The sequence below is a fragment of the Pantoea sp. Lu_F5_004 genome, assembly GCF_051136245.1.
GTDB lineage: Bacteria > Pseudomonadota > Gammaproteobacteria > Enterobacterales > Enterobacteriaceae > Pantoea > Pantoea agglomerans.
The window spans coordinates 1,328,368-1,353,959 of sequence record NZ_CP194946.1 but is presented as its reverse complement, the minus strand read 5'-3'; the positions used below and the strand labels follow the sequence as shown (position 1 = coordinate 1,353,959).

The 25,592-nt window shown below is 60.5% G+C and carries 5 protein-coding genes; all 5 read right to left on the bottom strand.

Features of this window, described 5'->3' with window-relative positions:
• Positions 1-207: 207 nt before the first annotated feature.
• The 5 genes from ACR8BN_RS06305 to ACR8BN_RS06285 all read right to left on the bottom strand — a co-directional run bounded on the left by ACR8BN_RS06305 (position 208) and on the right by ACR8BN_RS06285 (position 25,485).
• Positions 208-1,377: an HlyD family efflux transporter periplasmic adaptor subunit gene (locus ACR8BN_RS06305; protein WP_010248368.1), complete on the bottom strand. Its 1,170-nt coding sequence runs from the start codon at positions 1,375-1,377 to the stop codon at positions 208-210.
• On the bottom strand, positions 1,374-3,521 hold the full coding sequence (locus ACR8BN_RS06300) for a type I secretion system permease/ATPase (protein ID WP_434747419.1): 2,148 nt from the start codon (positions 3,519-3,521) through the stop codon (positions 1,374-1,376). The genes ACR8BN_RS06305 and ACR8BN_RS06300 overlap by 4 nt, the downstream gene beginning before the upstream one ends.
• Before the next feature lie 16 nt (positions 3,522-3,537).
• On the bottom strand, positions 3,538-4,893 hold the full coding sequence (locus ACR8BN_RS06295; RefSeq protein WP_163793174.1) for a TolC family outer membrane protein: 1,356 nt from the start codon (positions 4,891-4,893) through the stop codon (positions 3,538-3,540).
• Positions 4,894-5,197: 304 nt separating this feature from the next.
• Positions 5,198-7,132: an Ig-like domain-containing protein gene (locus tag ACR8BN_RS06290; protein ID WP_430018777.1), complete on the bottom strand. Its 1,935-nt coding sequence runs from the start codon at positions 7,130-7,132 to the stop codon at positions 5,198-5,200.
• Positions 7,133-7,479: 347 nt separating this feature from the next.
• Positions 7,480-25,485, bottom strand: a complete 18,006-nt coding sequence (locus ACR8BN_RS06285; RefSeq protein WP_434747418.1) for an Ig-like domain-containing protein — start codon at positions 25,483-25,485, stop codon at positions 7,480-7,482.
• Between the last annotated feature and the right edge of the window lie 107 nt (positions 25,486-25,592).

Sequence of the window (25,592 nt, the reverse complement as noted above, 5' to 3'; positions counted from 1 at the left end):
CCGGACAAATTGTCCGGCATTTTTTTGCCTGCTGTTTGCCGTTGCGTTATATCTTCGTAAACTTTATTAACCGGGTTAAATTAACTACAGTCTGTTTCCGCACATATTGTTAAAATACGCACGCTTTGCGCCCTGACTGCCCAAATATCCGCCATGTTAATTTATCACCGTAATTAAGCAGGCAGATATTTTAGCTGGTGCGGATTTTCAGCGCTCGCGCATCGATTCTTTGACTTTATTCAGGGGTTTAATCAGATAATCCATGACCGATTTCTGACCGGTTTTAATCTCCACATTGGCCACCATACCGGGCACGATCGGGAATTTTCGTCCGGCACGGTTAGTCAGCTCGGCTTTCTGGGTACGTACATAAACACGATAGTAATATTGATCACGTTTTACCTCATCCTGCAGGGTATCTGGCGAGACCGTTTCAACTTCGCCGTGCAGATCGCCATAGATTGAGGAGTCATAGGCGGTCACTTTCACAGTGGCGGCCAGACCGGGTCGTATATAAGCGATATCGCGTGGATTGATGCGCGTCTCAATCAGCAGCTGATCCTCCAGCGGGACGATTTCCATCAGTTTGCCGCCAGGCTCCAGTACGCCACCGACCGTAGTAACCTGAATATCTTTAACGATGCCGCGCACCGGTGAATAGAGCGTGGCACGCGTCAGCTGATCCTCTTTGCCTGCGGCAACCTGCAGTTGCGCATCCAGTTCGGCATTGTTTTTCACCTGTTCTTCGTGGGCGCGCACCAGATAGTCATTGCGCGCCTCATCGATTTTGCCGCGCAGATCGCTGACCTGACGACGCAGTCGAATCACCTCGACCTGCCCTGCTGCGCCTTTGGCAACCAGCGGTTCCGTCAGGCGCAGCTCATCCTGCACCAGCCGCAGCGACTGCTGCAGATTACTGATGGTTTCGGTAAGATTACGGCGTCGCGACTCGTAGAGCTGCCGTTCGCGCGTCACCAGGTTCGGCTCCTTCAGCGTTTCGGCGCTGAATGTCAGCGGTGTGCCCGACAGCTCCGCCTCCAGCCGTTCGGACGAGGCGCGCAGGGTGCGCACTTTGGCCTGCGCCTCGCCGAAGTTCGACTGGAAGCGCGTCGGATCGAGGGTCGCCAGCACCTGCCCTTTTTCGACAATGTCGCCCTCATGCACGTTAAGCTGTTTGACGATGCCGCCATCCAGGCTGTCGATCACCTGCGCGCGGCTGGAAGGGGTGACTTTACCGGTGCCGACCGTGACCTCATCCAGAATGGCAAAGTGCGCCCAGATGAGAAATATCGCCAGCGCGGCGGTGCAGAGCCAGATAATCGCCGATGTCCGGCGTTCATGACGGGCAAGATCTTTATCAACAATAACCAGACTCATGCGGTGTCTCCCTTAGCTGGTGATGGCGCGGGTGTCGTCGCGCGGCGCAGGATCTCGTCGCGCGGGCCGTCGGCCACGATCCGGCCGTTATCCATCACCACAATACGATCGACCATCTTCAGCAGCGCCGGACGGTGTGTCACCAGCACCAGCGTCCGGCCGCTGATCCAGCCCTGTAGCTGACGGATCACATGCTCCTCCAGCTGTTCATCCATCGCCGCGGTGGGTTCATCCAGCAACACCACCTGCGGCTGACGCAGGATCAACCGGCTCAGCATCACCATCTGACGCTGGCCGCCCGACAGCCCGCGCCCGCCTTCATTGATAATGCGGTCCAGGCTGGCGGCATCCTGCTGGACCAGCGACAGCGCACCGCTGATGCGCAGCGCCTGCAGCATCTCCTGTTCGCTGGCATGGGGATTGCCCAGCATCAGATTCTGCCGCAGCGTGCCAAAAAAGAGGCGGGAGTCGTGCGACAGCCAGCCGAGCTGACGACGTAAATCGGTGGGATCGATACGCTCAATATCGACGCCATCGACAATCACTTTGCCCTGAGTCGCCAGCGCCTGACCGGCGAGGATCTTCAGCAGCGTCGATTTCCCTGCGCCGACTTTGCCCAGAATGGCAATCTTCTCGCCGGGCTTAATCTGCAGCTGCTGAACGTTGAGCACATTCTTTTCATTCTCTTCGTCATAGCTGTAATGCACATTGCGCAGATCGTACTGGCCGGTGAGCGTCGGGCAGTGTGCCAGCGTGGTCGCCTCAGGCTGATCAAGCGGCTTCTTCAGCAACTCATCCAGCCCTTTCATCGCCATTTTGGCATGCTGCCAGCGCGAGAAGACCATGGTCAGCTGCATCAGCGGGGCGATGGTGCGTGATGAGAGCAGGCTGCAGGCGACCAGCGTACCGGTGGTGATTTGCGAATCGAGCACCAGATAGACACCAAATACCAGCATGCCCGCATAGGTGAGCTGCTGCACAGTCGCGGCCCAGCCGGTGAGACGCGCGCCCCACAACCGCTGCTGATTACTGATTGAGGCGCTGACTTCATGCGTCTGCTCCCACTGACGCTGAAAATAGGGTTCCGCCTGCAGCGCCTTGATATCCTCAATCCCTTCAATGGTCTCCACCAGCACTGCATTGCGCAGCGCGCCCTCGCGCAGCCCCTCTTTGGCCAGGCGTGCCATCGGGATCTGCACCAGCAGACCGGGAATGACGATCAGCGGGATCGCCGCCAGCGGAATCAGCACCAGCCAGCCGCCAACAAACGACATGATAAACAGGAACAGGATGACAAACGGCAGATCGGCCGCTGCGCCTACCGTGGTCGAGGTGAGCAGCTCACGCACCTGGTCGATCTCACGCAGCTGCGAGATAAACGAACCGGTCGATTTCGGACGCGCCTCATTACGTATGCTCATCGCCCGGGCAAACAGCATGGCCGAGACTTTCAGGTCGATGCGTTTGCCCATTAAGTCTGACACCTGGGTCCGCATCAGCCGGATCAGATACTCAATGGCCGCAGCGATCAGCACGCCGACAAACAGTACCCACAGCGTGGACTGCGACTGGGCCGGAATGACCCGATCATAGACCTGCATCGAAAAGAGAATACCGGCCAGCGCCAGCACATTACTGATCACCGAGGCCAGCGAAATTTCCGTGATACGGCGGCCCATACCGCGAAAATTTTTCCAGAACCAGTGTGGCTCATAAGGCTGAACGAATTCGTCGATGCGCGCATCACGGCCACGCGCCGCTACGCCAATCACGCCGACATCGCCCTGGGCGCGTGCCAGCAGTTCTGATAACGCGCTTTCACGCACCACATCGCCGCCTTCACTGAGCCAGTAGCGCGCGCTGTTGTCTGAATCGATGCTCTCCAGCACCGCCACGCTGGCATTATCCAGCACCAGCACCACCGGGGTAATCTCCTGACGCCAGCGCAGTTTGTTCTGCGGCACCATGGTCAGATGCAGTCCCAGCAGGCCGGAGAGTCGTTCCAGCTGCTGTGACACCGGCAGATGTTCAAACCAGCGCATCTGCTGACGCAGGGTTTTGCCATCGGCAGGTTTACCGAATCGCGCGGCTACGCGCAGCATGGCGGCAATCCAGTTATCGGTATTCAGGGTTGATGTACTCATTATTAATGCCTTATCGCTATTGCAGCGAAGGAAGGAGATCGCCGCTGCTTTGCTGGCGATCGATACCCATGATATCGAGCAGATTGTCTACCGCGGCGGCATAACGGACGGTGGCGTCCCAGCCATCGTAAAGCGCGGTGATGCGTGAGCTGTCAGCCTGAAATACATCCTGTTCCACGCTAAGCAGATCGTTCAGGCTGCGCTTACTCAGGCGATATTCATCGGCGTAGACATTACGGGTATGGTCGGCGCTGGCCAGCTGCACTTCCCCGGCAGCCTGCCGCTGCTGCGCGCCAATCATGTCGGCATAGGCGGTAGAGGCGTTTTGATTGATGGCGAGCTTAGCCTGCTGAATAGCGGCCTGTGCCGCTTCACGATCGCCCTCGGCTGACTGGGTTTTCGCATTCACCAGGCCACCCTGATAAAGCGGCGCTTCCACCTGCAGCTGCACTTCATCATCCCAGTAAGATTGACGGTCGTTTTCATAGCGGGTCCGGCCCGCCTGCACTTTAATCGTCGGCCAGTGACCGGACTCTGCCTGGCGCACCCGTTCACGAGCGGCTTCCTGTTTCGACTGCGCGCTGCGCACCGCCGCGCTGCTTTCATAGGCGATTCTATCGAGGGTGATCTGCTGTTTAAGCAGCGCCTGTGGCAGTTCAGGCAGAGTTGCGGGGACCACACCGGTCAGCACGGTCAGCTGCGCGGTGGCGGAACGGTGCTGGGCACGATATTGCTCCAGCGTAGCCTGCATCGCGGCGATGCGGGTTTCCGCCTGCAGCACGTCGGACTGAGAATTGAGGCCAGCATCGGCGCGCAGCTTCGCGATATCCCGCACGCGCTTCAGCGAGGCGATATTGGTATGTGCCGTTTCTGCCAGCGCCTGGTAACGTTTGACTTCAAGGTAGGCCTGCAGCGTATCTTCCGCCACGGTGGTCATCGAATCGAACAGGCTGTAACGATAAGCATCCGACAGCGCGTGCTGCTCATCGATGGCGCTGCCGGTGCGGCCAAAGTCGTAGAGCAGCTGGCTGAGCGTGATGCCACCGGAGCCGTTATTGTTGAGGCTTCCGGCGGAGTCAGTCTGATGAGAGCGTCCCGCCGCGCCCTGCAGTGAGATCTGCGGATACCAGGCGCTGCGGGCGGCATCAAGATCCCCCTCACCGATATGGATCTGTGCCGCCGCTTCCGAGATTTTCGGATTGCGGGCGAAGGCCCGAAGAATGGCGTCGCGCAGCGTTAAGCTGGCAATCTGCTCTTCGGTGGGCGCGGCGCGCCAGTTAAATTCGGCTTTAGGTAACGGTGCGGCAAAGGCCGCGTGCACTGCAACGCCACTCAGGGCGCACAACAAAAAAGTTAATCGCGCTTTGTTCATTATCCATACCAACAGGGGTTCTTATCATCATGGTGTTTTTCCTGGTGAACAAAGCGAGCAAAAAGGGGTGCCACTCAGCGTCTGACGCATTTATTGCATTATTTTATTTATGGTTCGCAAGCGAGGCGCTAAACGACCTTTAACATTATTAGATCATATCCCGGGCTTATTCCTGCTAAAAACAGATGAAATCGTTAATATTTCTCCTGAGAGGACAAAAAACAATCACTAAACGCATCCACGCCAATCCAGACAGGCTTAACAGACCTGTCCGGAAGGCAGTGCGTTTGCTAATGTTTTCGCGTCAGACCAGCGGGTGTACCGCAGGATGCTGCAGCAGGTGATCGGCAAGTGTATAAGGAATATCGGAGAACAGATGGTTTTCCTGCGGTGCGGCGGCAGTGGATGCCTGCGCCACGTGCGCGGTTTCCGCCTGCTGGGTCAGGCTGACGGTCTCCAGCAACTGGTCCACCGTCTGACCCTCCAGCGGGTTGGCGCTTTCGGTATGTGATGCCACCTGCACCGTCTGGCTGGCACTGGCCAGATTACCGGCGCTGTCTTTGCCGCTGACTGTCATCTGGTATTCACCATCGTCCAGCGGTGCCAGTTGCCCGGCCAGAATGGTCAGCGCCCAGCCGCCATCGGCTTTTACACTGGCGCTGTAGTGCTGATCGCCCAGCGTTAATTCCACCAGGCTGCCCGGTTGCAGATGACTGGAGCTGCCCTGAATCAGATGCCAGCTGTTGACATCGGCAGCATCAATTTTGTTATCACCAAAAGCCGTGTCCAGGGTCAGCGTCGGTCGCTGATGCACGGCTACGGTAAACAGTTGATCACTGGTCTGGGTGTCGCTGTTGCCATATTCATCCCAGCGGTGAAAGGTGGCGGCGACCGGGCCATCCGGCAGTGCCAGCAGCTCGCTGGAGGTCAGTGTTACCATACCTTTGGCATCGGGCTGGTAGGTTTTACCGTTGATCTCCAGGGTGTTGGCGCCTTCAACGTAGAAGCTCAGATCGTGCTGCGCCTCCTGATAGTTGAGCGTCATGTCACCGCCGATATTCATTTCGGTGTAGATCGGAATAAAACCGGTGTGGATATTCAGCTCATGCGTGACGTTGGTGTAGTTGTTGGCCCCGTCGATCGACCAGGCGCGGATTTCCCCAACGTTGATAAAAGCGTGCACATCCGCTGCCGGGATCACCACCTGCCAGTGTCCATCTTCGGCTATCGTGGTGGCATAATCTTTCTGGTTGGCACCGTTGATCACCAGCCGATGGCCCGGCATCACGGTGGAGAGCGTGCCGCTAATTAGCAGATCCTGCTGGCTTTCTGCCAGGTTTATCACATCGTCCGCAGTGACCTTGTCGAAGGTAATTTTTGGCAGGCTACTCAGATGGGTGATCAGCGTCAGATCGTGATATTCGGTGGCGCTGTTTCCATTGGGATCGGTTGCCGTGACTTTCAGGCTGTAGACCCCATCTTTCAGCGCCTGCATATCGCTTTCATGAAATGTGCCATACCACTTACCGTCGTTTCCCATGCTGGCGGTGGTGGTTTGCGTCCCCAGCGTCAGTGTCAGCTTCGACCCCACCGGCAAGTGCGTTGCGCTGCCGCTGATCTCAACGCCATAAATGCTCTCAGCAATGCTCACCGCGTTATCGCCACTGACCGTGTCCACGCTCAGGGTAGGTTTGATCGTGCGGTCGACATAGAGACCAAAGTCAACGGTGGTTGCCGTGCTTTGCCCTGCTTTATCGGTAATGGTCAGCGTGAGCGTGTGATTGCCATCCGGTACGCCTTTCAGCGCGTCGGCCGGCATAGAAGCATTCCAGTAGCCCCACTGATTAACGGTGCTGTGCCAGCTTTGATCGTTGAAGGTCAGCGTGACGGTGGAGCCCGCTTCTCCTTCCGCACGGCCGCGCAGATGCACCGGCTTTTCCGCTTCCCAGCCGGCGATCACGCCATCACTGGCGATCGCTTCATAGGGCTGCAGCCCGGCGGGCGGCGAACTCTTCACCGTGGCCAGAGTGTTGTCATTGAGCGGGCTGCTATGCAGTGACTCGGTGGAGAGCGTGGTGACAGGCAGGCTCTGGCCCGGCGTGGCGAAAGGAAGGCTCAGACTTTGCGTGGCGGCTGGCGCAATGGCGGGCACAGCGCTATCGGCAACGGCAAAGTCGCTTACCGCCGTCTGGAAAATGGATTCGAGCCGGATGGTACGAAGCGTATCGCGTGATGACATAGGTAACCTCAGTTCAGAACAGAAACGCAGACAAAAACCATTGGATAAACCGATCGCTTAGTCTGACGACATGGTAGTGGGACAGCTAAAACTGCCCGTTTCCGCTGGTCGGAACTGATTACCCGCAGGTAACAAGGATTTATAAACAGGACGCTAATAAAAGCGCCAAATAGAGTCAGAATGCTGATTTTACGGCGTGACGCCGTTTGTTGCGCCTACCCTAATCTTTCATTCTGCTAATGAATAGTGGCGATAATCTGGAAAGTGGAATTATCACGTGACTGAAACAAAAAAAGCGGGTGCTTTCGCACCCGCTCTATTCATCTTCTGAACAGACCTTTCAGTCACTACACAACATGGACCTGCAGGTTCTGCTGCACCAGCACATCGCCCAGGGTGTTATCACTGGTCAGCGCCGAGTTGTGGTAGATCTCAAAGACTCTGCCCTCAACGGTACGCTCGCCGGTCACTTCCCAGATTCCGCCGTTGCTGTTAGCCAGTGTCACCTGGCTGCCATCTGCGCCTTTGATCAGCAAATCGTCACTCTGTTTATCCGTGATATTGAGTGCCTCATTGAGATCGAGCTTCACGGAGTTGGTTCCGGTTTTACCCAAATCGAGCACCTCAATGTGTTCGACCTTCAGGCCCAGCGCAGTGAGATCCAGACTGAGATGCTCACCATTCAGCACCAGGGTATCGGTGCCTGCGCCGCCATCAATATGGGTAAAGTTAAGGTCACTGACCGTCACGATATCCGCCCCGCTGCTGCCGGTCACTGTCGCCCCCTCAATGGTGCTGCCATCGGCCAGCGTAATCACGACGCCGCCGATGGTGTAACCCACCTCCTCTGCCGGTGCCGCTGCCACCGCGGCGTCATTTGCCGCCGCGTTTTCACTGCTGCCGACTGGTGTCACCGTATCCGCTTCAGTAATCAGCGTGGAAGCCACCGCCACATGGGCGCTGCTCTCGTCGCTGCTGGTGCTGCTGTTATGCTGCGTCTCCGCGCTGGCGACAGTAGCGCTGTCATCCGCCACCGAGAACAGCGCAACCGATTCGTTTGCCGCCAGCGTCACCGGTAGCACGGCACCCAGTAACAGGGTATTGGTGGTCGAGTAGCTGTTACCGGCCGCGTCGGTAATCGTGACTTTCGCCAGCGTTCCCAGCGACAGCAGCAGGCCACCCACCGACAGCAGTGAAGGTGAGAAGTTAACCGCGTAACGCCCCAGCGCATCGGTCGTGGTGTTCAGCGTCGGGCCGTTGTTGCCGTTGGAGAGCAGCAGCGTAACGTTCACTTTCGAGCCCTGCGCGGCATTCAGCGATCCCCCCTGCACCACCAGACCCGCCAGTAAAGAACCGACGATGCTCAGCACCGGATCGACCCCGACCAGCGGCTGATTGTGCGACAGCGCGGTAAAGCTGCTGGTGCTGGTTGCGGTGTTGCCGCCAATATCCGCCACCGTGACGGTGAGAGGATGGCTACCATCGGCGATCCCTTTCAGCGTCGCTGACGGCACGCTGATGCTCCAGGCGCCATTCGCACCAATAGTAGTGGTGAGGATATTGCCCGCCACGTTCACCGTCACCGTGCCGCCCGCCGCGTTGGTGCTGGTTCCTCTGATGGTTTCAGTACTGTTGGCTTCCGCAATATTGAGGTAGCCATCGCCGCCAAAGAAGCTGTTGACGCTGACCGTTGGCGTGGTGTGACTGACCACACCCAGCGACGCCGAGGTGTTGCCAATGCTGCCCGCACCGTTGGTTACGCTGGCGGTGACAGTCTGCAGACCGTCAGTAATGGCAGCAAGGTTAGCCGCCGGAACAGAGAGACTCCAGTTGCCGTTGCTGCTCACCGTGGTGCTGTAAGTCTGACCACCCAGCGTGACGCGCACAACCGATCCCTCGGCGTTGCTGGCGGTGCCGCTGATGGTCTGCGCCGTTTTCACATCCACCGCGCTCAGCGCACTGTCACCAAACAGCGAGGTAATGGCGACCACCGGCGTCGACTGACTGATGACGCTCAGCGTTCCGCTGCTGTTTGCCACGTTACCGTAGGCATCGGTGCCGGTGACCGTGACGGTTTTACTGCCGTCAGTGATAGCAACAAGATCCGCTTTCGGGACGGTAATACTCCAGTTGCCGCCGCTGACCACTTTGGTGGTGTAGGTCAGGCCATTCAGCGTGGCGCTGACGGTTGAACCGGCAGAGAGGCTGGACGTCCCGCTCAGGGTCTGGTTAGAGGCCAGATCCGCGGCGCTCAGCACACCATCGCCAAACACCGTATTCACCGACAGGGTCGGCTGGAACAGTCCCAGTGACACGCCCGCGCTGGTGCTGCTGACGTTTCCGACCGGATCGGTGACGGCCGCGCTGACGGTGAAGTTACCGTTCAGCAGCGTTGACAGAATCGCTGGCGAGACGGCGGTTGAGAAACTGCCATCCGCGTTGACCTGCGCGTTGACGGTGGTGTTACCAATCGCCAGCCTGACGCTGCTGCCCGCAGCCAGCCCGGAGACCGTGCCGCTGATGGTCTGAGTGACCAGCGACTCCGCCAGGTTCAGCACGCCGTCGCCAAACAGCGGATTGAGGGTAACTTTCGGCAGGTTGTGAATACCAACCAGTGCCCCGGCCGTAGTGCTGTTAGTGTTACCCGCGCTGTCGGTGACGCTGATGCCCACGGTCAGATTGCCATCTGCAATCCCCTGCAACAGCGCTGGCGTCAGCGAGACGTTAAAGTTGCCATTGGCATCGGTCGCCGTCACCAACTGCTGTGAGCCTACCGACACTACCACACGCGATCTCGCTTCCGCGCCGCCAATCACCCCACCGATCACCTGGGTAACCAGCGAATCCGCCACGTTCAGCAGACCGTCGCCAAACAGCGGATTCACGGTGATGGTCGGCAGCAGCGTATCGATCCGGATACCGGCGCTGGTGCTGGCGGTATTGCCCGCTGCATCCGTTACCGACGCGCCCACCGTCAGGTTGCCCTGTGCCAGCGTGCCCAGAATATCTGGTGTCACCGTGGCGCTGAACGCCCCGCCCGCACCCACGGTGGCGGTCACCTGGCTGTTGCCAACCGAGAGCGTCACCACACTGCCCTGCGCAACGTTATTCACCACCCCGCTGATCACCTGTCCGGTGGCGATATCGGCCAGGTTCAGCACCCCATCACCAAACAGTGAGGTCAGCGAGATAGATGGCGTCTGAGTAAAGATGCCGATGGATGCGCTGCTGGAGGCGACGTTACCCGCCACGTCTCTGACGCTGACGCCCAGCGTCAGATTGCCATCCAGCAGAGAGGTCAGATCGCTGCCCGGCAGGCTAACGCTCCACACTCCACCCGCCTGCACTGTCGTGCTGTAACTCTTGCTGCCAAAGGTGACCGTCACCTGGGAACCCACAGCCGCATTTTCTATCACGCCACTGACCAGCTGTCCGGCAGCGGCTTCCGCAATGTTCAGCAGGTTATCACCGCCAAACAGCCCGGTGAGCGCACCGACCACCGGCACGGCATCGACAATCGCGGTGACGGTTTCACCAACGGTGCGGGTGTTGCCCGCGGCATCGGTCAGGGTGACGTCAAGCGCAAGATTGCCATCGCTTAACAGGCCCAGCACCGAAGGCGGCACCACGATGGCCCATTTACCATCCTGGCCCACTGACGCAGAGAGCGTTGTGCCGCCCAGCACCACCGATACCGTAGCGCCCACACCCGCCGAGGTCGCAACCCCGGAAATGGTCTGTGCCACCGTGGTATCCAGTGCGCTGAGCGTGCCGTCGCCGAACACCGAATCGACCACCAGCGTCAGCGCACTGTTGACCACTTTGTTGACCGTCAGCGTGGCGTCGGTCTGGTTTCCGGCTACATCATTGACCCGCACGCCAAACACCAGCGCACCTTCAGTGAGGCTCGCCAGGACATCCGGCGCGAGATCGATGCTCCAGCGTCCGTCAGCACCCACCGTCGCAGTGGCGATCGGCGCGGCATCGCCCAGATAGAGACCGATGGTCTGGCCTTCTGCTCCCTGTGCGCTGCCGGTCAGCACCTGGCTTAGCAGCAGGTCAGCTGCGTTGATCACGTTGTCGCCGAGGAACGCGTCGACCTGGACCAGCGGCGCAGCGGTATCCACCGTCACCGTCTGGGTGGTCGTCGTCACGTTACCGGCCACATCCGCCAGTTGCGCGGTGATCACCGGCGAGCTGCCATCGGGAAGAGCCTGCATCGCGCTGGCAGGAACGGTAGTGGACCAGGTGCCGTTGCTCTGCACCACGGCGTTGTAGGTCTGATTATTGAAGGTCACCACCACCGTGCGACCCACTTCGCTGAGATCGGCGGTGCCACTGATGGCCTGGCTGGTGGCACTTTCATTGCCATTGACCTGGTTGTCACCGGTAAACGGATTGAGAGTCAGTGCCGGTGGCGTAAGGTCGATCAACACGTTACCGCTGGTAGTTACAGAGTCAGTGCCGTCGGTAGCATTCACCGTGATGGCGACGCTGCCGTCCGCACTGCCAAAGGCGCTGACCGGCAATGCCGCCGTTGACCAGTTACCCGACCCATCCAGCGTAGTCGCGTACTCCTGACCACCGATCGACACCGTCACTCCCCCACCCGCGCCGAGGTTAGCGGAGGTGCCACTCACTACCACACCGCCCGCTACATCCTGAGTGCTGATGATGTTGTCGCCCGACACCGTGCCCAGCGTGACCAGCGGCCCTGGCGGTGGCGTCAGATCCACGGTCAGCGCGACCGGTACGGTTGCGGTATTGCCAGCCAGATCGGTCACTACCAGCGTCAGCGTTGTTGATGGTGTAAAGGTGGCCATCTGCTCTGGCGTCAGCGTTACACTCCAGTTGCCGTTACCGTCAACCACGGCTGTGCCGAGGGTCGTGTTATTCAGCGAGACCGTAACCACATCGCCCGTCTCTGCGCCAGTCGCGGTGCCGCTGAGACTCTGCGGCTGAATGCTCTCGGCGTAGTTCAGCGCATTGTCACCAGTAAAGGCGGCTACATTAAGCACCGGTGGTGTGGTGTCGAGCACCAGCGAGCTGTTAATGATGGTGCTGTTGCCCGCCGCATCGGTTGCTGTCACGGTAACCGGATAGGTATCATCCGGCAGCTGTGAAAGCTCCGCCGTTGTCAGTGGCACCGTCCAGTTACCATTGGCATCGACGGTTGCGGAATAAGTTGTGCCGCCAAGCGTAAGCTGCACAGTCTGATTCGCGCCCGCCTCACCGGTGGTTCCGCTCAGCGTCACTCCCGCGGCAACATCGCCGTCATTCACATAACTGCCGAGGAATTCCGGATTGACCGCAGGCTGCGGCGCGCTGAGATCCGCGGTGAAAGGCAGCTGCGCCGACGCGCTGTTGCCCGCCGCATCCACGACGTTAACCGTCAGCGATTGCGCACCGTCACCCAGTGAACTCAGGGCGTTGGCAGGAATGTTAACAGTCCAGTTACCGTTGCTCGCCACGGTGCCAGAATAGAGGCTGCCGTTGACATCCACGGTAATGCTGACCGCCTGGTTCGCCCCCACACTGCCGGTGGTGCCAGTCAGGGTCACCCCTGCCGCGGCTTCACTGATGTTCAACAGGTTGTCGCCGCCAAATGCGCCTGGGTTGAAGGTCGGCACAGGCAGCGCCACCTCTGTCACCACGTTCTGCGCCGTCGCGTCGCTGTTACCCGCGATATCGGTCGCCGTCACGGTAATGGTGTGGGTGCCGCTGGTGAAAGTGGCTAACTGCGCTGGCGACAGGGCCAGAGACCAGCTGCCATCGGTCTGCACCGTGGCTGCCAGCGGCTGACCGTTGTTAAAGCCGGAGATCAGCACCGTTACCGTCTGTCCGGCACCGGTAATGCCGGTTGTGCCACTGAGGATCTGTTCACCGGCCGCCTCTGCTGCGTTCAGCGCACCGTCGCCAAACGGCAGGTTCAGGGTGACATCCGGCAGCGCGTTAACGGCGACCAGTATCGTGCCGCTGGTGCTGCCGATGTTGCCGTTCGCATCGGTAACCGTCACGCTGACTGGCAGGTTGCCATCCGGCAGTGACTGCAATACATCAGCCGGCAGATCCAGTGACCAACGTGAACCACCCTCAGTCAGCGTCGCAGAATAGAGGGTGCCATTAACGGTCACCGTGACCGACGCGGCGTTATTAATATTTACCGCACCGGTCAGGGTTCCGCCTGCGGCGGCCTCTTCAGCATTGATACGGCCATCAATAAATGGCGTATCCAGCGTTGGATTAGCAATCGGCGTAATCGCGGCGACGAACGTTTTGGTCGTTTCAATGCTGTTACCGGCCCGATCGGTGGTAATCAGGGTCAGCGTGTGTTCACCGGTTCCCAGGCTGGCGATGAACTCTGGGGGCAGGCTGGCAGTCCAGTTGCCATTGGCATCGACCGTCACCGACAGCGGGATATTGTCATCGCCCACCGTGACGCTCAGGGTCTGGCCCGGCACGACGGTGGAGGTGCCGGTGACCAGCTGAACGGAACCGGCTTCGCTGATATTAATGATGTTATCGCCGAACAGTGTCGTGTCGAAGGCGGCTGAAACAGGATCACTCTGCAGGATCTCAACGCCTGCGGTAACCTGCGCCGGATTACCGGCACCATCCGCGGCGCTGACCACCACCTGTGTCAGTCCATCGGCCAGGCCCGTCAGCGCGCCCGGGGCCAGGTTCAGCGTCCAGTTGCCGCTGGCATCCGTGGTGGTGCTGAAGTTCTGCCCGCCTACAGAGATGTTCACCACGCTGCCTTCCGGCAGATTGGTACTGTCACCACTCAGCGTTAACGCCCCTTCCGCATCTGCCGCACTGATCAGCGCATCGCCAAACGGCGTATTCAGCGTCAGGGCTGGCAGGGTATTAAATGCTACGTCCAGTGACGTGGTGCTGTCTGTGGTGATATTGCCCGCCGCGTCGGTGACCGAAACGGTAATCGCATTGGGACCGTCCGCCAGCTGCTGCAGGTCGGCGGTCGGAATGGTAAGTGACCAGTTACCGTCGGCATCTGCCGTGGAGGTATAGCTGACGTTATTCAGCGTCACCGTCACCGGCAATGCGCCCGTGGTGTTGCCGCTGATGGTGAGATCCTGCAGCGACTCCGCCAGGTTAAGGGTATCACCCGCGTCGACCGTGATATTCGTCAGCGCAGGGGGTGTGGTAATGAAACTGACCTCCTGAGTGGCAGTCGCCGGATTGCCTGCGACATCAGTGGCGGTCACGGTAAATATTTGCGTGCTGCCCGGATCCACGCTGGTAAAGGCAGCAGACGGGACATTCACCGTCCAGTTGCCGTCAGCGTCGAGCGTGGTGCTGTAGTCAGTGCCGTTAAACGACACCGTCACCAGGGTACCCGCTGCCAGCAGGGTGCTGCTGCCGCTGACCGCGACATCCGCTGTGGCCTCGGTGGCGTTAATCACATCATCGCCGGCTACCACGTTCATGGTCAGCGTCGGCTGAACCTGCTCGCTGGCCAGCACGACCAGGCTGGTGCTGGCGCTGGCCGGGTTGCCAGACGTATCCGCTGAGACCACGACCAGCAGCTGATCGCCATCCGGCAGATTACCCAGATCGGCGGCCGGAACGGTCACCGTCCAGCTGCCATCGGCTGCCACCGTGCCGCTGTACTGAATGTTATTCAGCGTCACCGTCACCAGCTGGCCTTCCACCAGGTTGTTACTGGTGCCGTCGATGCTCAGATCCTGCAGTGATTCCGCCTGGTTAAGGAAGTTATCGTCACTGATGGGCCCGATGGTCAGGGTTGGCAGGTTCAGAGTGTCAGCATCACGCGTCAGGGTCTGGGTGGCCGTGGCCGGGTTGCCCGCGGCATCGGTCATCGAGACAGCAACGGTGTAACTGCCGTCTGCCAGCCCCTGCACGACGCTGGCTGGCAGTGTCACCTCCCAGGTGCCGTCAGAGAGCACCTGAGTGGTGTAATCGACGTTCTGGAAGCTGACGGTGACCGTCTGTCCGGCATCCGCTATCGACGCACTGCCGCTGATGGCGACCGCTTCCAGCACCTCTACCGAATTGATGATGTTGTCGCCGCCGATGGCATTGACGGTGAGCACAGGCGGCGTGAGATCGACCGTAACGGCGCTGGTCAGCGAACCACTGTTACCGGCGGCATCGCTGGCATTGACCACCAGCGTAGTGACTCCCTCGCCCAGCGACTGTACCTGATCCGCTGTTAAGGTCAGCGTCCAGTTACCCTGCGCATCCACCGTGGCGGAATAATCATTCCCACCCAGCGTCACGCTGACGGTCTGGCCGTTGCCCGCTACACCGGTGCTGCCGGTCAGCGTCTGACCGACCCCCTGTTCCGCCAGGTTCAGATAACCATCGCCAAACGGGGTATCTATGCTGACGGCCAGCGACGCCGTCGCCACCGTGATTTCACGGGTTTCGGTTACCGGGTTACCCGCCGCATCGCTAACCGTCACGGTCAGAATGTACGCCCCGGTCGGAATACCGGCCAGCGAACCCGCAGGCAGCGTCAGATTCCACTCACCGTTCTGGTCAACCGTGGTGGTCCAGGTCTGATTGTTCAGGGTAATGGTAATCTGCTGTCCGGCTTCGGCATTGCTGTTGCCGCTGAGAACAATCGGCGCGGTGCTTTCGGCAATATTGATACTGTTATCGCCCGCAACCGTATTCAGTGTCAGGGTCGGTGGCGTCAGATCCACCGTCACGCTGCCCTGGCTGCTGCCGGTATTACCCGCCGCATCCTGGACTGTGACGGTATAGTTCAGGAGATCTTCCGGCAGGCCAGCCAGCGCGGAAGCCGGCACGCTGATCTGCCAGTTGCCATTGCCGTCGACGGTGCCGTTGTAGGTTGCGCCATTCAGCAGCACGCTCACCGTCTGGCCGTCACCGGTTATGCCGGTGGTGCCGCTCAGGGTTTGTGCTGTGGCGATCTCGCTGCTGTTGAGCAGGCCATCGCCAAAGGCCGAGACGATCTGCGGTGCTGGCAGCGTCGCCAGCACGCTGAGCGCTGCCTCGCTGCTGAGGGTCGCCCCGCCGCTGTCCGTTGCGGTGACCGTCAGGGTGTAAGGCCCATCGGCGAGCGCCGTCAGTGCCTCAGCCGGAACGATCACTGTCCAGCGGCCGCTGGCCGAGACCTGCGCGGTGTAGCTGATGTTATTAAACAGCAACGTGACCGTGCTGCCCTCTGTCACATTCACCGACGTACCGGTGACGACCAGGGCCTGACCCAGCTCCTGCGCATTCAGGTAGTTGTCTTCGCTGATGGCATCCATCGCCAGGCCAGAGGCGTTGCTGTTGACGTCAAAGGTGAGATTGCTGGTGGAGGTGTTGCCCGCCACATCACTGACCGCCACGGTAAAACTGGCGCTGCCATCATTAATCGCGGCCAGCGCACCGGCTGGCACGATCAGGCTCCATGCCCCGCTCGCCTGTACGGCGGCGCTGTAGACTGTACCGTCAACGGTGACGGTAACCAGCTGACCCGCTTCGACGTTGGTGGTGGTGCCGGAGAGACGTTGATCGGTGAGGCGCTCCGCGCCATCGACCACGTTGTTACCGGCAAACGTATCCAGCGTCAGGGTTGGCAGTGTGCCTGGCTCCACTTTCAGCGCCAGGTCGCGGCTGGTGGTGGTGGCATTTCCGGCCGCATCGCTGGCGGTTACGGTCAGCGGATAGCTGCCGTTGCCCAGCCCGGTATAAACCGTGGCGGGCAGTTCCAGCGACCAGACGCCGTTGACGTCAGCGGTGGTGCTCAGGGTAGTGCCGTTAAAGCTGGCCACAATCAGGGCGTTAGCTTCGCTGCTGCCGGTCAGCGTCAGCGGCTGCTGACTCTCAGCGGCGTTAATGATGCCATCGGATGGCGTAATGAAGTTCAGCACCGGAGGAAGTGTATCCACCACCAGGTTGCCATCAGCCTGGCTGCTGTTGCCCGCCACATCACTGACGACCACGGTGTAGCCACTATTGCCCTGCGGCAGCGCAGACAAGACATCGGCCGGAACGGCGACCTGCCAGTTGCCTGCGGCATCGACCGTGCCGCTGTAGTTGTTGCCGCCCAGCGTCACGACGACGGTCTGGCCGTCGCCGGTCACGCCCGTGTTACCGGTGATCGTGCCACCGGCGGCGGCTTCCTCACCGTTCAGAATGCCATCATCAAAGGCCACGCCCGGTGTCGCCACCGGCAATGCGCTGGCGATCACCGTCAGGGTAGCGTCGCTGGTCGCCAGCGGCTGTCCGTTAGCGTCGCTGGCAGTGGCGGTGATGGTTTGCGGGCCGTCTGCCGTTCCGGTAAAGGTGCCTGCCGGTAAGGTCAGGCTCCAGCTTCCATCTGCCGTCACGGTGGTGCTGACAGTTGTGCCGTTGGCCAGCACGGTGACAATGCTGCCGTCAGGCAGACCGCTGGTGCTGCCGCTGACTACAACGGCGCCACCCAATTCCTGCGCATTGAGGTAGTTGTCGTCACTGACGGGTGCCAGCGCGATCGACGGCAGGCTGTTGTCCACACTGAAGTCAAGCGTGCTGCTGGCGGTGTTACCCACGGCGTTGATGACGCTGACGTTCAGCGTCTGAGTGCCTTCTCCCAGCTCAGCCAGGGCGCCCGCAGGCAGAATAATGCTCCAGTTGCCGCTGGCCTCGACCACACCGCTGTATTCGTTGCCATTCAGGGAGATGATCACCTGCTGGCCCGGTTCGACATTCGTGCTGCTGCCGCGCACCGTTATCGGCTGCAGCTGCTCCGCTGCCGTGACGATGCCGTCACCGGCGAATGTGCTGCTGTCGATGGTCAGTACAGGCTGCACGTCCGCCGCGGTTGCCACATTCAGATCAACCACCTGGCTGCTCTGATTCCCGTTAGCACTGGTTTCCGTCACCGTCACCAGATTACTGCCCGGAGGCAGTGCCGCCAGCGCTTCAGGGGCGATCTGCAGCGTCCACTGGCCGTTAACGCCAACGGTGGTGCTGTAAAGTTGGTCATTGAGCTGGACCGTGACCACGTCGCCATTCTGACCACTGCCACTCACCACCAGCGGCTCTGCCACTTCCCCGACGTTCAGCGCGTTATCACCGCTGACCGGCGCGACGACCAGCGGAGGCGGCGTAGTCGCAACCGTCAGGGCACTGTTCTGGCTGCTGCTGTTACCGGCCGCGTCGGTGACGGTGACCACCACCGGATAGCTGCTGCCATTGGTCAGACCGGCAAGCGCCGCTGGCGGAACAGCCAGCGCCCAGTTTCCGGCACCATCAACGGTGCCGGTGTAGGTCACGCCATTCAGCGTCACACTGACGAGGTCGCCTTCACGGCCTGCGCCGCTGAAGCTGAACCCTGCGGCCTGCTCAGCAATATTCAGCACGCCATCACCCGCGGGCGCAGCGATACTGAAGTCTGGTGCCGTGGTATCCACGGTAACCGACACTGGCGTAGTGGCGACGTTGCCGCTGACGGTGGTGACGGTCACGTTGAGATCGTAACGGTCATCTGGCAACTGTTGCAGATTCGCAGCAGGCACGGTGGCGGTCCAGCTGCCATCAGCGGCAACCACTGCCTGATAGGTCTGACCATTCAGCGCAAGGCTGACGCTGCTGCCCGGCGTAACGGTGCCGCTGAGGGTCAGATCGGTGGCGGTTTCAGCCGCATTGATCACACTATCGGTGGCAATCGGGTTAACGGTCAGCGCCGGTATGCCGGTATCAACAGTCAGCGGCTCGCTGATGCTGGTGCTGTTACCCGCTTCATCACTCACCGTCACAGTAATCGGATTGCTGCCCTGCGCAAGTGCCTGCAGCCTGTCTGCGGGTATCGTCACGCTCCATTCACCATTCGCGTCTACAGTGGCCGGATAGCTGGTACCGCCCAGGGTCACGCTGACGGCCTGGCCTGGCAGCACTGTGCCGGTCAGCGTCTGCGCCGCGCTGGCTTCATCGGTATTGAGTATGCCGTCAGTAAATGGCGTGTTGATTTGCGGGTCTGCCAGCGGCGTGGTCGCCACCAGCAGCGGCAGGCTGTTCTGCACATCACCCGAAGAGACGGTAACGGTGGTCGTGCCCTGCGGCAGCGTCGCCAGATCGGCAGCCGGCACGGTCAGGGTCCACGCACCGGTTTCATCGGTCGTCGTGCTGTAGACGGTGCCGCCAGTCACCAGCGTCACGCTGATCGGGCTGTTAGCCGGCAGGTTCGCTGAACCGCCGCTGAGGATAAGATCGCTCTGCGCCTCCAGGGCATTCAGCGCATTGTCGTCACTGATTGGGGCAATCGACAGCGACGGTACGGGTGAAGTAACCACGCTGAACTGCCCTTCAGCAGGCAGCGCCGGGTTACCGGCCACATCGGTAATCGCCACGGTGAAGGTTTTATCGCCTGCGCCGCCCAGCGATCCGGCTGGCAGCGACACACTCCAGCTACCGTTCGCCTGTACTACGCCATCGTAAGACTGGCCATTGATGGTCAGCAATACCGGCTGACCTGCCGGTACGCCGGTGACGTTACCGGTGACCAGAATGTCGGTGAGCTGTTCAGCGCTGTCGACCTGATTATCGCCGGTCACGGGATTAATGGTCAGCGCCGGCGACGTTGCCGCCAGCACAGTGACGCTGGCCGGTACGGTGCTGCTGTTGCCATAAGCATCGCTGAGTACTACATCCACCGGATAGATTGCGTCACCCAGCTGGCTGATAATCGCGGCGGGCACCGTAACACTCCACGCGCCATCGGTATCCACGGTGGCGGTGTAGGTCTCGCCATTGAAACTCACCGTGACGGTGTCGCCCTGAGCCCCCCCGCGCCCGTCGAGTGTGAGATCCTGAGTATGTTCAGCGATATTGATATAACCATCACTGCCCGGCGTGGAGACTTCCAGCAGCGGCGGTGTGGTGGCGAAAATCAGTGAACTGCTGGCTGGTGTGGTATTGCCATCGGCGTCTGTCGCCACTACCGATACCGGTTGGGTACCGTTGGGCACATTTGCCAGGTCGGATGCCGGAACGGTGACACTCCAGCTGCCACCCTGCGCCACCACGGCGCTGTAGGCCACGTTATTCAGCGTGACGCGGATGATGTCGCCTTCGTCGCCGGTTCCGCTAACGATCAGCGGCTGCTGCGCGTCGCTGAAGTTGATCACGCCATCATCGCTGAGATCGTTGAGCGTCAGAGCGGGCACCGCGGTAGCCACCCGCAGTTCCGTATTCTGAGTGCTGATGTTACCGGCCGGATCGGTCACGGTGACGGTCACCGGATAGGTCTGACTGGTCAGCGTACCGAGATCGGCCACCGGGACGGATGCACTCCAGTTACTGTTTTCGTCAACAATGGCGGTGTAGGACTTACCGTTTAACTCCACCGTCACGCTGTCGCCCGGTGTGCCGGTTCCGCTGATTTGCAGCGGCGTAGTGAGTTCGTTGTTGGTCAGGACGCCATCACCGCCCGGTGCGGTAACGGTCGCAACCGGAGGCTGCGTGCTGACCGCCAGGGGCTGCGTCTGCGTGGTGGTGTTACCGCTGGCATCGGTCAGCGTAACTACCAGCGTATAGCTGCTGCCATCTGACAGGGCCTGCAGCGCCGCTGGCGGCAGATCCACCGTCCAGTTGCCCTGCCCATCTACGGTGGCGCTGTAACTCTCGTTATTCAGCGAGACAGACACCACTTCGCCCGGCAACGCACCTGAACCGCTGACCGGCAGACCGGCAGCCACTTCACTGCTGTTGAGAATGCCATCGCCGCCTGCGACCTCTGCCACAATCAGATTCGGTGGCAGCGTGTCGACGCTGAAGTTGAGCGTCTCGTCCACGCGGTTGCCCGCTTCATCAATCGCGGTAATGATCAGGCTGTTAGCGCCCTGCGGCAGTAAGGCGAGATCGGCGGCCGGCAGCGCCAGGCTCCAGTTGCCGTCTGCATTGACCGTGGTGCTGTAGGTTTTACCGTTAAGTTCCAGTTCAACCTGCTGGCCCGGCACGGCTTTGCCGGTGCTGCCGCCGATCAGCAGATCGCTGCCCGCTTCCACCCGATTGAGAAGGCCATCGGTAATCGCGCTCTCCTCCAGTGTGATTTGCGGCAGCGTGGCCGCGACCACATTCAGCTGCGCTGAGTCGGTCAGCAGTGCGCCGGTGGCGTCGGTGGTGGTGACCGAAATCAGTTTTACGCCGTCGGTGATAGTGGTGAGATCACCTGCCGGAACGGTGACGCTCCAGAAGCCATTGCTGTTCACCACCGCGCTGTAATTACTGCCGTTAAAGTTAACCTGCACCGCCTGGCCCGGGTTAACGCCCACGGCAGAGCCGCTGATGATCAGATCGCTGCTCAGCTCCTGCTGGTTCAGGAAACCATCAAGGCTGACAGGTTCACTAATGGAAACCACGCCAGGTTCGCCTGCCGCCGGGGCGACGTTAATATCGCGGGTGTCGGTGGCTGAGGCGCCTGCCGCCGTTGTGACGCTGACCGCGATGCTGCTGCTGCCCGCCGCCAGTGCGCTGAGCGCCGCAGAGGGGATCTGCGTGCTCCAGTTGCCATCCGCGTTGACCAGCGCATTGTAACTTTGGCCGCCCAGGGTAATGGTGACCGTCTGGCCCGCCTCCACGTTGCTGGTGCTGCCGGACAACGTCTGGTCCAGTGCTTTTTCGCTGTTATCCAGCAGATCGTCACCGGCAAACAGAGCGATCGTCACTGTCGGTGTACCCGGTTCCGCTGGCGCTTCCACCGCAATCACCCGATCTTCGCTGACTGTTACGCCCGCCTGACTGGTGACTGTGGCCGCGATAGTCGCGTTGCCCGCCGTCAGTGCCGCCAGCGCGCTGGCCGGGACGCTCAGGCTCCAGCTGCCATCCGCGCCGACCGTGGCGCTGTAAGTCTGGTCGCCCAGCGTGACGGTCACGACCTGACCCGCCTCGACATTGGTTGAGCTGCCGCTCAGCAGCTGATCGCTGGTTTTCTCATCGTTGCTCAGCACGTCATCCACGGCGAACTGATCGAGCGTGATAGTGGGCTGGCCCGGCTCGGTAACCGGCGGCTCAACCGTGATCGGCAGGGTGTCGCTGAGGGTAGTACCTGCCGCGTTGCTGACCGTGACCACCAGCGAGGCAGAACCTGCTGCCAGCGCACCGAGTGCATCTGCCGGAATGGCAATGTTCCAGCTGCCGTCGGCGCCAACCGTTCCGCTGTAGCTCTGGCCGCCCAGCGTCACCGTGACAATCTGGCCCGCCTCGACGTTGGTGGTGCTGCCGGAGACCGCCTGCGCTTCCAGCTTCTCATCGTTGCTCAGGATGTTGTCGTCAGCAAAGGCATTGAGGGTTAGCGTCGGGGCATTCGGTGAAGTGCCCGCTGACTCCACCAGGAAGTCGCGGGTTTCAGTGATCTGTGTACCAGACTGATCTGTCACCGTCACATTCAGGGCTGCGCTACCGGCTGTCAGCGCCGCCAGCGAACTGGCAGGAATCGTCACGCTCCAGCTGCCATCCGCGCCGACCGTGGCGGTAAAAGTCTCTCCGTTCAGGGTGACAGTGACCTGCTGGCCTTCACCGATATTGGTGGTGGTGCCACTCAGCAACTGATCGCTGGCTTTCTCGCTGTTGCTGAGGATGTCATCCCCGGCAAAGGTGTCGATGGTTACGGTGGCTTCACCCGGCTGCGTTACCGGGGCTTCGACAGTGACTGGCTGCGTTGAAGTGACTGTGTCGCCCGCCGCATTACTGACCGAGACGGTCAGTGTGGTGATGCCTGCTGCCAGCGCGTTCAGCGCAGCTGACGGCACGGCGACGCTCCAGCTGCCATCACCCTGCACGCTGGCACTGTAGGTCTGACCGCCCAGGGTGACCGTCACGATCTGCCCGGTTTCGATATTACTGGTGCTACCGCTGACAAGCTGATCGACCGCTTTTTCGTCGTTGCTCAGAAGGTTATCGCCGGCGAAATCATTCAGGGTCAGAGCCGGCACGCCCGGTTCCGTTACTGGCGTCTCAACCGCGATATCGCGGATTTCGGTAGTGCTCACGCCATCGGCATTGCTGACGGTGACGCTGATGGCATTGGCTCCTGCTGGCAGATTACCCAGCGCGGCTGCCGGAACAATTACACTCCAGTTACCACTGCCATCGACGGTGCCGAGGTAAGTCTGACCACCGAAGGTAACGGTCACCGTCTGGCCCGCTTCGATGTTGGTGGTGGAGCCGGAGAGCGTCTGGGCCGTCCCTTTTTCATCGTTGCTGAGGATGTCATCCCCGGCAAACTGACCAATGGTGACTGTGGGTTCGCCCGGCAGTGTGACAGGGGCTCCCACGGTGATGGGCAGCGTGCCGGTTACGTTATCTCCGGCCACATTGCTGACTGAAACCGTCAGCGTCGTTTCACCTGCCGCCAGGGCGCTCAGGGCCGCCGATGGTAAAGTAATGCTCCAGTTGCCCTGCGGATCAACGCTGCCGCTGTAAGTCTGACCGCCCAGGGTGACTGTTACCAGCTGACCGGGTTCAACATTGCTGGTGCTGCCGGTGAGTGTCTGATCGGTGGCTTTCTCCACGTTACTCAGCACGTTGTCCCCGGCAAAATCATCCAGCGTGACGGATGGCGGGCCCGGAACGACCGGCGTATCGATGCTGATCGCGCGGTTTTCACTGGCTTCAATGCCAGCCTGGCTGGTGACGACCGCGGAAATCGCCACCGAACCGGCTGCCAGCGCATTCAGTGCCGCAGGCGAGAGCGTGACGCTCCAGTTGCCTTGCGCATCCACTACTGCGCTGTAGGTCTGATCGCCCAGCGTGATAGTGACAAGCTGGCCCGCTTCCACATTGGTGGTGGTGCCGCTAAGAACCTGATCGCTGCTTTTCTCGGCATTGCTGAGAATATCATCACCGGCAAACTGATCGATGGTGATAACAGGCGTACCCGGCTGAGTCAGGGGTGGTTCTACGTTTACGGTCAGGCTACCGCTGGCGGCGGTTCCTGCCTGGTTAGCAACGGTGGCAGTCACCGTGGTGGTGCCGGATGCCAGCGCGGTCAGCGCATCAGCAGGCACGGTAATGCTCCAGCTACCGTCGCCAGCCACGCTGCCGCTGTAGCTCTGGCCGCCCAGTGTAACCGTGACGATCTGCCCGGCTTCAACGTTGGTGGTGCTGCCGCTAAGAATCTGATCGCTGGTTTTTTCTGCGTTGCTCAGCACGTCGTCGCCGGTAAACGGGGCGATCGTCAGGGCTGGCACGCCAGGGGCGGTGTCAGGTGCCTGCACCTGGATACCCAGGCTGGCGGAAGCCGCCGTGCCCGCGGCGCTGGTCACACTGACCGAAATAGTGCTGCTGCCTGCAGCCAGCGCCGAGAGTGCGGCAGCCGGAATTGAGACGCTCCAGCTGCCATCCGCCCCCACAGTGGCGTTATAGCTCTGTCCGCCCAATGTCACGCTGACCTGCTGGCCCGCTTCGACATTGCTGGTGCTGCCGGACAGCGTTTGTGGCGTGGTTTTTTCGCTGTTATCCAGCAGGTTATCACCCGCAAACGGGTTCAGGTTAATGGACGGCGCAGCCGGTGTGCCGGGATCGGCGGCCGTGACGGTAATGGGCAGGCTGCCGGTGGTCGACGTGCCCGCCGCGTTAGTGACGCTGACGTCGATGGTGGTGGTGCCTGCGGCGAGTCCCGCCAGCGCGGCCGCAGGGATAGTGACGCTCCAGCTGCCGTCAGCACCGACGGTGGTGTTGTAGGTCTGGCCGCCCAGCGTGACAGTGACAATCTGACCCGCTTCGACATTGCTGGTGGTGCCGCTCAGTACCTGATCGCTGCTTTTTTCCGCGTTATCCAGAACATCATCGCCAGCGAACGCATTGAGCGTGATGGCAGGCGTCCCCGGCGTGACCGGTGTTCCGGGATCGGTGCCACCGTCATTGCCGCCACCGTTACCCCCACCGCCACCACCACCACCACCGCCGACGCCAACGGCCAGGCCGGCTAAGCCGAGCACACCCAGACCGCCCGCCGTTATCACACCCATGGAGGTGTTGGCGTTATCTGCCAGCAGCAGCGGCTCTACGCTGTCGAGTGATTCATAGGTTGGCGTAACCGACGTGGAAGCGAGTTCAGCCCCTTCTGCGGTCTGCGGAAAGAGCGCATGTTCCGGTGGGTTGACGCCATCATCGAACACCAGTTCGCTGTGCTGGCCATCGGCGTCGTCGAGGAAGAATTTCTGATAGCGGACAGTCTTGCCGTCGCGCATATGCAGCACCAGATCGTTACCCTGGCGCTCATACTGCGTCACCATGTCGCGGGTGCCGCTGATGCGCACGACGCTGGGCTCGGTGAGGTTAATGGATTGTGACGAACCGCTGACGGACTGCGAGATGAGTGTGCCGTTTTCGCGCGAGATAATGTCTACACGGCCTTGCGTGAGTTCTGCCATTTGTAACCTCTACTCCACCAGATTAGCTAATATACTGAATCCATAAACATAAAATTATTTTATGCTTACGGTGTTCACACATAGTTTCACCTTCTGAAGATCAGAAG